Below are 7,838 nucleotides of genomic sequence, written 5' to 3' on the forward strand. Positions count from 1 at the left end.
ATGCCCGGCGGCATTTCGCGCGATCCCGATTTTTGTAGAGTCGAGCCATGCTCGACTGCTGTTCGCGCGGTGATGGAATGAGTCGAGCATGGCTCGACTCTACAATTCGGGCGGGCAACGGGCCTGCTGCTGCGCGCACGCCCGTTTCGCCCATTCCTTCAACACCGGCTGCAGCCCTTCGTAACGCCGCCCTTGCCAGCCATTGGCCAGCACCCTGCCGTCGGCATCGATCAGTACCAGATTCGGCGGTGCCAGCCCGGCCAATGCCTGCAGCGCCGGCATGCGCGCGGCGCGGCGTGGGTCCAGCACCGGCCACGGCATGTCCTGCGCGTGCATGTAGCGGCGCAGCGCGGCCTCGCTTTCATCCAGGCTGACGTACACCACTTCGGTATCGGCGCCGGCCTCGCGCAACGCGTCGCGGACGCTGCGCAGCGTGGGTACGAAGGCGTGGCACGGTGCACACCAGTCGGCACCGAAGTACAGCGCCACCAGTGTCGGCGGCGGCGTCCACTGCATCGGCCGCAGCGAACGCTGCTCCGGCCGCATCAGCGAGGCCGAGACCTGCGCGTGCAGGTCCGCAGCCATCGCCGGTGAGGCCAGCAGCACGGCACAGGCCAGCAACAGCGCTCGTAGTGGATCAGAACGCATAGCGCAGGTTGACGTACCACGAACGCGCGAAACGCGGCCCGTAGACATAGTCGCTGTCACGCAGCGCGCCCACTTCCAGGTCCTTCTGGCGCTGATCGAACACGTTCTTGACGCCTGCGGCCACCGACACTTCCTGCTGCGCCTGCGCGCCCAGATGCCGGTGCCAGCGCGCACCAAGATCGGTGACCAGGAACGAGCGGGTGCGGTGCAGCTCGCCCAGCCGGTTGTTCAGCACCGACATCGGTCCGGTATGGCGCAGCGCGACGAAGGTTTCCCAGGGCTCGGCGGGCATCCAGCTGAGCTGGGCCAGGCCGGTCCAGCGCGGGGTCTTCAGGTAGTCGCGGCTTTCGATCACGGTGTCGCCACCATCGCCGGTGTCGTCGAAGATGCGCTGCGGTTCGCGGAAGCGTGAGCGATACCACGAGGCACCCGCGGTCAGGCGCCACTGCGGCGAGGGCTGCCAGCCGAGGTTGGTTTCCGCACCCAGCACGTTCGAGCCGGAGGCGTTGTAGCGCAGCTGGCTCAGTTGTCCGTCATCGCCACGCTGGATCTCGCCCAGCGCGAAGGTGTCGCGGATGCGTGCATAGGAGGCGGTGGCATCCCAGCTCCACACCGGATTGGCCGGGTCCGATCGCCAGTCGAAGCCGAACAGGGTGGTCAACGCGCGCTCCTCCTTCAGGCCTTCGGTGTTGCGCACGCGCACCTGTTCGCCACCCAGCGTGTCGACATGCACGTCCTCGACGAAGATCTCCGGTGCACGGAAGCCGGTGGCAATGCCCGCCCGCCATTTCAGGTTCGGGTTGGCCTGCCAGGCCAGCGCGATGCGCGGCGAGAACACCGCATTGTCCAGCTCCGAGCTCTTGTCCACGCGTGCGCCCAGCACCAGGTCGACGTTGTCGCGCAGGCTCCATTCGTCCTGGATGAAGGCGCCCAGGTTGTGGAAGGTGGCGTCTTCCAGCACCGCAAGGCGCCGGCCGTCACCGGTGCGGTTGTCGTCGCGCAACGCCTCGTGCTTGTACTGCACGCCGAAGGCCAGCGTGTGCGCGCCCAGCCGCCAGTTCAACTGGCTGTCGATGTAGTGCAGCGGGTTGTGGGTGCGGCCGTACTGGCGCCACGAACGCGAGGCCGCGCTGCCGGCCACGTTGCGGTCCAGCTGCGAGGGGTCATAGCCGGGCGCGGACGGATCGGTGACCACGTTGCCAAGGCCGCCATAGAAACTGTCGCGATCGATGTCGGCGAAGGCGTAGGCCAGGCGGAAATCGACGTCGGCGTTGACTTCCTGATCCCACGACACGCTGCCTCGGCGGTATTTCGTATCCAGCGATTCGGCGATGTTGGCCAGATACTCGGGCTGGTCCAGGCGGTTGCCGCCGCGGCGGGTTTCATCGGTCACCTGCAGGTCCAGGCGCAGCCGCGTGCCCGGCGTGGGCGCGTACCAGGCCTGCAGCCCGCCGACCTTGAGGTTCTTGCGGGTGATCTCGGTGTAGCCATCACCGTTGTAGTCGATGCCGCTGTTCCAGTTGCGCTGGGCAATCACCGACAGGCCGGCGTCTGCTTCCTTGGCCACCAGGTCCAGCCGCACATCGGCGTTCTTCTGCGGCGTGCCTTTCAGGACATCCATGCCGGCCTGCACATGGCCACCGCTGCGCGCCGGCAGCGGCGGAACCAGGTTGATCACACCGGCAACCGCACCCGGGCCGTACAGCGCCGAGCCACCACCCTTGACCACTTCGATGCGATCGACGAACCCGGCCGGGATCTGTTCCAGACCGTACACGCTGCCCAGCGTGGACAGTAGCGGAATGCCATCGAACAACAGCTGGTTGTAGGCGCCGGGCAGGCCCAGCAGCTGTACTTCGCTGGTGTTGCAGTTCTGGCAGTTGCTCTCCACGCGCAGGCCGTTGATCAGCTCGGCTGCGCGCGAGAAGTCGGTGGCCGCGCGCAGCGCGATGTCTTCCTTGCGCAGCACTTCGGTGCGGATCGGGACATCGGACAGCAGGCGTTCGCTGCGGGTGGCAGTGCTGACCTTCACCTGCACGCGGTCCAGCTCGGTCGGTTTCGGAGTGGCGGCCAGTGCGGGCAGCGGCAGGGTCAGGGCAATGGCGGCGGCCAGGGGCAGCCGACGGATGAGGGGGGCGGCAACGGGCATGAGGGCGTCGTCCTTGGGGGAAGAAAGGCGGCGAGGGCGACCTGGCTGACGCATATGAAAGCAGCGGCTTATCAATATAGCAAGTGCTATATAACGAAGCCACAGCAATTCCGAGTGGAGCGCCGGCCGAGTCAGATCATGTGAGTGTTATAACATTACATCTAACGGCTGCGACTCTGCCGGTGGTCATATGCGAAGGATGGAATTGCCGTGTGGGGCAGGGAGACGGAGTCAGAGCCCTTTCTTTGGAAAGGGATCCGACCCCGGGTACCGATCGTCAGCCGCGGCGGAATGCGGCGGGGGTACGGGCGCCGACGATGATCATGCGGATCATCGTGGAGATCTGTTCGACCAGTTCCGGATCCTTCTCCGGCGGCAGGTCCATGGCGGTGGCGCCCATCGCGAACACCAGCCGGGTGATGGCCTTGGCCACCAGTTCCGGGGCATGCAGTACGGCGCCATCCAGTGCGGCCAGGCGCACCAGGTCGTGCTGCAGCTCTTCCTCGAAATAGTGCAGCTCGCGTTCGACCGCGTGCTTGAAGTCGTCCGAGCCGACCGCGCCTTCGCGCAGCAGTACGTGCAGCAGCTTGTCGTCGGCGCGCAGCTGCTCCATGAAGGTCTCCACCGAGACCCGCACCACGCTGGTGGCGGTGGAGGTGGCGCGTTGGCGGGCCTCGCCGATGATGGTGCGCAGCGAGCGGCCGGCTGCATCGATCAGCGCCACGGCCAGTTCGTCCATGTCGCGGAACTGCCGGTAGAAGCTGTTCGGCGCGATGCCGGCCTCACGAGCCACTTCGCGCAGGCTGAGCGTGGACAGGCTGCGGTGCGGCCCGATCAGTTTCAGGGCGGCGGCCAGCAGATCCTCGCGGCTCACCGTACGGCGGGCCGGGCTGTTGGCATCTTCGGGCGTCGACAAGACGGTGGCGGCGGCCATGGGGGTTCCGGTGGGGCGAGGCTGAATCATACCCAATCCGGTTCAATATACACATGTATACACAGGTGTATGTGCGCCCGTATAGTTCACCCATGAACGCTGTCGTCCGTCCGTCCCTGTTCTCTCCGCACCGCTGGGTCTCGCCGTCGCTGTTCGATTTCTGGGCGGGCCAGCTCAATCCCCTGTGGACCCTGCGCGAGCCGGTGGCCCGCCTGGTCCGGCGTGAGCCGGCCGGGGAGGGCGCGGCGACCCTGGTCCTGCGCACCAACCGGCACTGGGCCGGCATGCGCGCTGGCCAGCACGTCACCCTGGGCGTCGAGATTGAAGGACGCCTGTGGCAGCGCAGCTACAGCCCCACCGCACTGGGTTGGCGTGAGCTGGCGATCACCGTCAAGGCGATCGAGGGTGGCCGGGTCAGCCAGCATCTGGTCCACCATGCGCAGCCGGGCGAACTGTTCCGCCTCGATGCCGCCTTCGGCGAATTCCATATGCCTGCCGCCGCGCCGGTGTTGCTGCTGGCTGCCGGCAGTGGCATCACGCCGATGCGCAGCCTGTTGCGCGACGCCTGCCAGCGCCCGCTGGCAGCACCGGTGGACCTGTTCTATTGGGAGCGCACCGCCGCCCACCTGCAGTTTCGTGATGAACTGCAGGCGATGGCTGCGGCGCATCCGAACCTGCGCGTGCATCTGCTGACCACCCGTGAGGGTCAGGCGCCGGCCGCGCGCATCGATACCCATGATCTGCAGGTGGCCGGTGATGACACGCCGCTGGCGCAGCGCCATGTGCTGGCCTGCGGCCCAGACGGCTTCGTTGCCGCTGCGCGCGAACGTCTGGCGCACCAGGTGGCCGGCTTCCAGGCCGAAGCCTTCACCCCGCCGGCGCCGCTGCGCGATGCCAGCAGCGAAGGTGAGGTGTCGCTGACGCTTGCGCGCAGTGGCCGCCAGCTGAGCGTGCCGCGTGGCCGCTCGCTGCTGGAAAGCCTGGAAGCCCATGGCATCAAGCCCAAGCATGGCTGCCGCATGGGCATCTGCAACAGCTGCAGCTGTGACCGCGTCAGTGGCGCCACCCGCCACCTGCGCACCGGCGACCTGCAGTCCGAATCGGCACAGCCGGTGCGGATCTGCGTGAGCGCGCCGACTACCGACCTGACCCTGGATCTCTGAGGACGCCTGCCATGACCCGCGCTACCGACCGTGCCCTGAGTACAGCCGAGATGCATGCCTTCGGTGAGGAACTCGACGCGATCCGCGACCGTGTGATCGGCAGCCTCGGCGCCTCCGATACCCGCTACATCCGCCGGGTGGCTGCCGCCGTGCGCTGGTTCGGCGTGGGTGGCCGCGGCCTGCTGTTCCTGGCGGCATTCTCGCCGCTGTTCTGGATGCCGCTGCTGTGGCCGGCCGCGATCACCGGCACGCTGCTGCTGGCGCTGTCGAAGATCCTGGAGAACATGGAGCTGGGCCACAACGTCATGCACGGCCAGTTCGACTGGACCGGCGACCCCAAACTCAATGGCAACACCTACGAGTGGGATATCGTTGCCACCGCCGACAACTGGCGCAAGACCCACAATTTCCGCCACCACACCTACACCAACGTGCGTGGCATGGACGATGACATCGGCTACGGCCTGCTGCGCATCTTCCCGGAGCAGCGCTGGAAGCCGTTCTACCTGCTGCAGCCGATCATCGCGCCGATCTTCGCGCTGCTGTTCCAGTGGGGCGTGGCCGCGCAGGACCTGCGCCTGGGCCGTTGGCTGAAGGGTCGTATCAGCGGCCGTGCGATGTGGATGCAGACCCGCCCGGTGGCGCGGAAAATGGCCCGCCAGGTGCTGAAGGACTACGTGTTCTTCCCGCTGCTGGCCGGCCCGTTCTTCCTCACCGTGATGCTGGGCAACATGGTGGCCAACGGCCTGCGCAACATCTGGACCTACGTGATCATCTTCTGCGGCCATTTCACCGCCGAATCGGAAACCTTCCCGAAGGAATGCCTGCGCAATGAGTCGCGCGGCCACTGGTACCTGCGCCAGCTGCGCGGCTCGTCCAACATCAGCGGCGGCTTCCTGATCAACGTGCTGTCGGGCAACCTCAGCCACCAGATCGAGCATCACTTCTACCCGGACCTGCCGGCCAACCGCTATGCGGCCATCGCCAAGGAAGTGAAGGACATCTGCCGCCGCTACGGCCAGCACTACAACAACGGCTCGCTGCCGCGCCAGTTCGGCCAGGTGGTCTGGCGCATCCTGCGTCACGCGTTCCCGAGCAAGCCGCGCCGCCTGCCGATGTCGGACATCATGTCCGCACCGGCATCGGCCAACGCGGGCTGATCGCTCAGCCCGCCTTCGCCAAGGCCGCCTGTTCGCGGTCCAGGCGGCGCAGGAACACCTGCATTTCCTTGCGTGCCTGCTGGTCACCCTTGCTGCCGGCCACGCTCAGCCCGCGCTGCCATGCTTCGCGCGCGGCCTGCGGCTGGCCGCTGGCCAGCCAGGCTTTGCCCAGCAGCTTCCAGGCGGCCGAGTATTGCGGATCAAGCACCACGCAACGGCCCAGATGGGTTGCCGCGCGCACCGGGTTGCCGGCATCCAGCCAGCCCTTGCCCAGGCCGAAGCGCAGCAGCGCGCCGTCCTTGCCGGCGGCAAGCATGCATTCCAGGGCTTCGATGTTCATCAGCGCACCTCCACCAGCAGCTCGGCCGGGCCGGGCTGGAAGCGGCCCCGATGGAACAGCAGCGGCGCGCCGCCGTTCTCGTGCACTTCGATGATGCGGCCGGCCAGCAGCAGGTGATCGCCCACCGGCCACTGTGCGTGGCGGGTACAGGTGAGATGGGCGACCGCACCGGCGATACGTGGCGGGGCGTTCTCATCGTCATCCAGCAATGCCAGGCCGTCGAAGCGGTTGCGCACCTGCGGATCGGCAAAGCGCCGGGCCAGCGCCTCCTGGTCGGCCGCCAGCACGCTGATCGCAAAGCGGGTGGCGCGCTGGAAGGTGGACAGGCTCTGCGCATGCAACGCCAGGTTCCACAGCACCAGCGGCGGCTGCAATGACACCGGCACGAACGAATTGATGGTCAGGCCGATGGGTTTGCCCTGCGCATCGCGTGCGCAGACGATGGCCACGCCGGTAGGAAAGTGGCCGAGCAGCCGCCGCAGGGCACGCGGCGGCATCTCGACCGACGGCACCGGGGCCGGGGCGGGGAAGACCCCCGCCCACGGCCCGGCGTACGGCAGCGTCTCGCCGCTCATGAGGCCCGGGCCTGGCGGTAGCGCCGGCCGACCTCGGCCCAGTTGATGATGTTGAAGAACGCACCGATGTAGTCCGGGCGGCGGTTCTGGTAGTGCAGATAGTAGGCGTGTTCCCAGACATCCAGTGCGAGGATCGGGGTGTGGCCGGACAGGCCGACGGCTGCGCCCATCAGCGGGCTGTCCTGGTTGGCGCTGCTTTCCACCTGCAGGCGGCCATCGCGATCGCTGGTCAGCCAGGCCCAGCCGCTGCCGAAGCGGGTCTGCGCAGCCTTGGTGAACGCATCCTTGAAGGCATCGAAACCGCCGAGATCGCGGCTGATGGCGGCGGCCAGTTCATCATCGGGTGCACCACCGTTGGTGCTGAGTACGGTCCAGAACAGGCTGTGGTTGGCGTGGCCACCGCCGTTGTTGCGGACCGCGCCACGCTGCGCCTCGGGCACGGCATCGAGGTTGGCGATCAGCGCCTCGACCGGCTGTGCGGCGATGCCGGCCTGCTCGATGGCGGTGTTGAGGTTGTTGACGTAAGTCTGGTGGTGCTTGCTGTGGTGGATCTCCATCGTGCGCGCATCGAAATGCGGCTCGAGGGCGTCGTAGGCATAGGGCAGCGGGGGAAGCGAGTACGACATCGAAGCAATCTCCGTGGGGAAGGCCAGAAGGCTGGCCGTGGGGAGATCGTTATCGCACCTCAACATTGGTTGAGGTCAAGGGGCGGGATTGAAATGCGTGCGCGTTCGTCGCTTTGATTTCTTCCATCAATCTCTGCAGGACTGCTCCCTGCGGCGGCGCGGAGAGGGAGTCAAAGGCAAGAGCAGGAGCGGCATGGTAGTGCCGGCCGCTGGCCGGCAGACAGGCAAGGTCGGGTTGCCGGC

The 7,838-nt window shown here is 67.1% G+C and carries 9 protein-coding genes; 2 read left to right on the forward strand and 7 right to left on the reverse strand.

Annotated elements, in window-relative coordinates:
• Nucleotides 1-99: 99 nt before the first annotated feature.
• The 3 genes from R1H25_RS13365 to fabR form a co-directional block, all read right to left on the reverse strand.
• Nucleotides 100-648: a thioredoxin-like domain-containing protein gene (locus tag R1H25_RS13365; protein ID WP_317223820.1), complete on the reverse strand. Its 549-nt coding sequence runs from the start codon at nt 646-648 to the stop codon at nt 100-102.
• Nucleotides 638-2,797, reverse strand: a complete 2,160-nt coding sequence (locus R1H25_RS13370; protein WP_317223821.1) for a TonB-dependent receptor — start codon at nt 2,795-2,797, stop codon at nt 638-640. The genes R1H25_RS13365 and R1H25_RS13370 overlap by 11 nt, the downstream gene beginning before the upstream one ends.
• Before the next feature lie 277 nt (nt 2,798-3,074).
• Nucleotides 3,075-3,731, reverse strand: coding sequence for an HTH-type transcriptional repressor FabR (gene fabR / locus R1H25_RS13375; protein ID WP_005416927.1), 657 nt, complete (start codon nt 3,729-3,731; stop codon nt 3,075-3,077).
• A gap of 92 nt (nt 3,732-3,823) precedes the next feature.
• On the opposite strand from fabR, the gene R1H25_RS13380 reads away from it, so the two are divergent.
• Complete coding sequence (locus tag R1H25_RS13380; RefSeq protein WP_317223822.1) at nt 3,824-4,894, forward strand: ferredoxin reductase; 1,071 nt, start codon at nt 3,824-3,826, stop codon at nt 4,892-4,894.
• An 11-nt stretch (nt 4,895-4,905) separates the two neighbouring features.
• Nucleotides 4,906-6,054 carry an acyl-CoA desaturase gene (locus R1H25_RS13385; protein WP_005413710.1) on the forward strand — a complete coding sequence of 383 codons (1,149 nt, stop codon included), beginning with the start codon at nt 4,906-4,908 and terminating at the stop codon, nt 6,052-6,054.
• A 4-nt stretch (nt 6,055-6,058) separates the two neighbouring features.
• Here R1H25_RS13385 and R1H25_RS13390 read toward each other — a convergent pair whose 3' ends face one another.
• The 4 genes from R1H25_RS13390 to R1H25_RS13405 all read right to left on the reverse strand — a co-directional run.
• Nucleotides 6,059-6,394, reverse strand: a complete 336-nt coding sequence (locus R1H25_RS13390; RefSeq protein ID WP_053498539.1) for a lipopolysaccharide assembly protein LapB — start codon at nt 6,392-6,394, stop codon at nt 6,059-6,061.
• Complete coding sequence (locus R1H25_RS13395; RefSeq protein WP_049448134.1) at nt 6,394-6,969, reverse strand: flavin reductase family protein; 576 nt, start codon at nt 6,967-6,969, stop codon at nt 6,394-6,396. The genes R1H25_RS13390 and R1H25_RS13395 overlap by 1 nt, the downstream gene beginning before the upstream one ends.
• Nucleotides 6,966-7,595: a superoxide dismutase gene (locus R1H25_RS13400; RefSeq protein ID WP_317223823.1), complete on the reverse strand. Its 630-nt coding sequence runs from the start codon at nt 7,593-7,595 to the stop codon at nt 6,966-6,968. The genes R1H25_RS13395 and R1H25_RS13400 overlap by 4 nt, the downstream gene beginning before the upstream one ends.
• A 49-nt stretch (nt 7,596-7,644) precedes the next feature.
• On the reverse strand, nt 7,645-7,838 hold a 194-nt coding region (locus R1H25_RS13405), incomplete at its 5' end, for a hypothetical protein (RefSeq protein WP_317223824.1).

The sequence above is a fragment of the Stenotrophomonas veracruzanensis genome (assembly GCF_032911525.1).
GTDB lineage: Bacteria > Pseudomonadota > Gammaproteobacteria > Xanthomonadales > Xanthomonadaceae > Stenotrophomonas > Stenotrophomonas africana.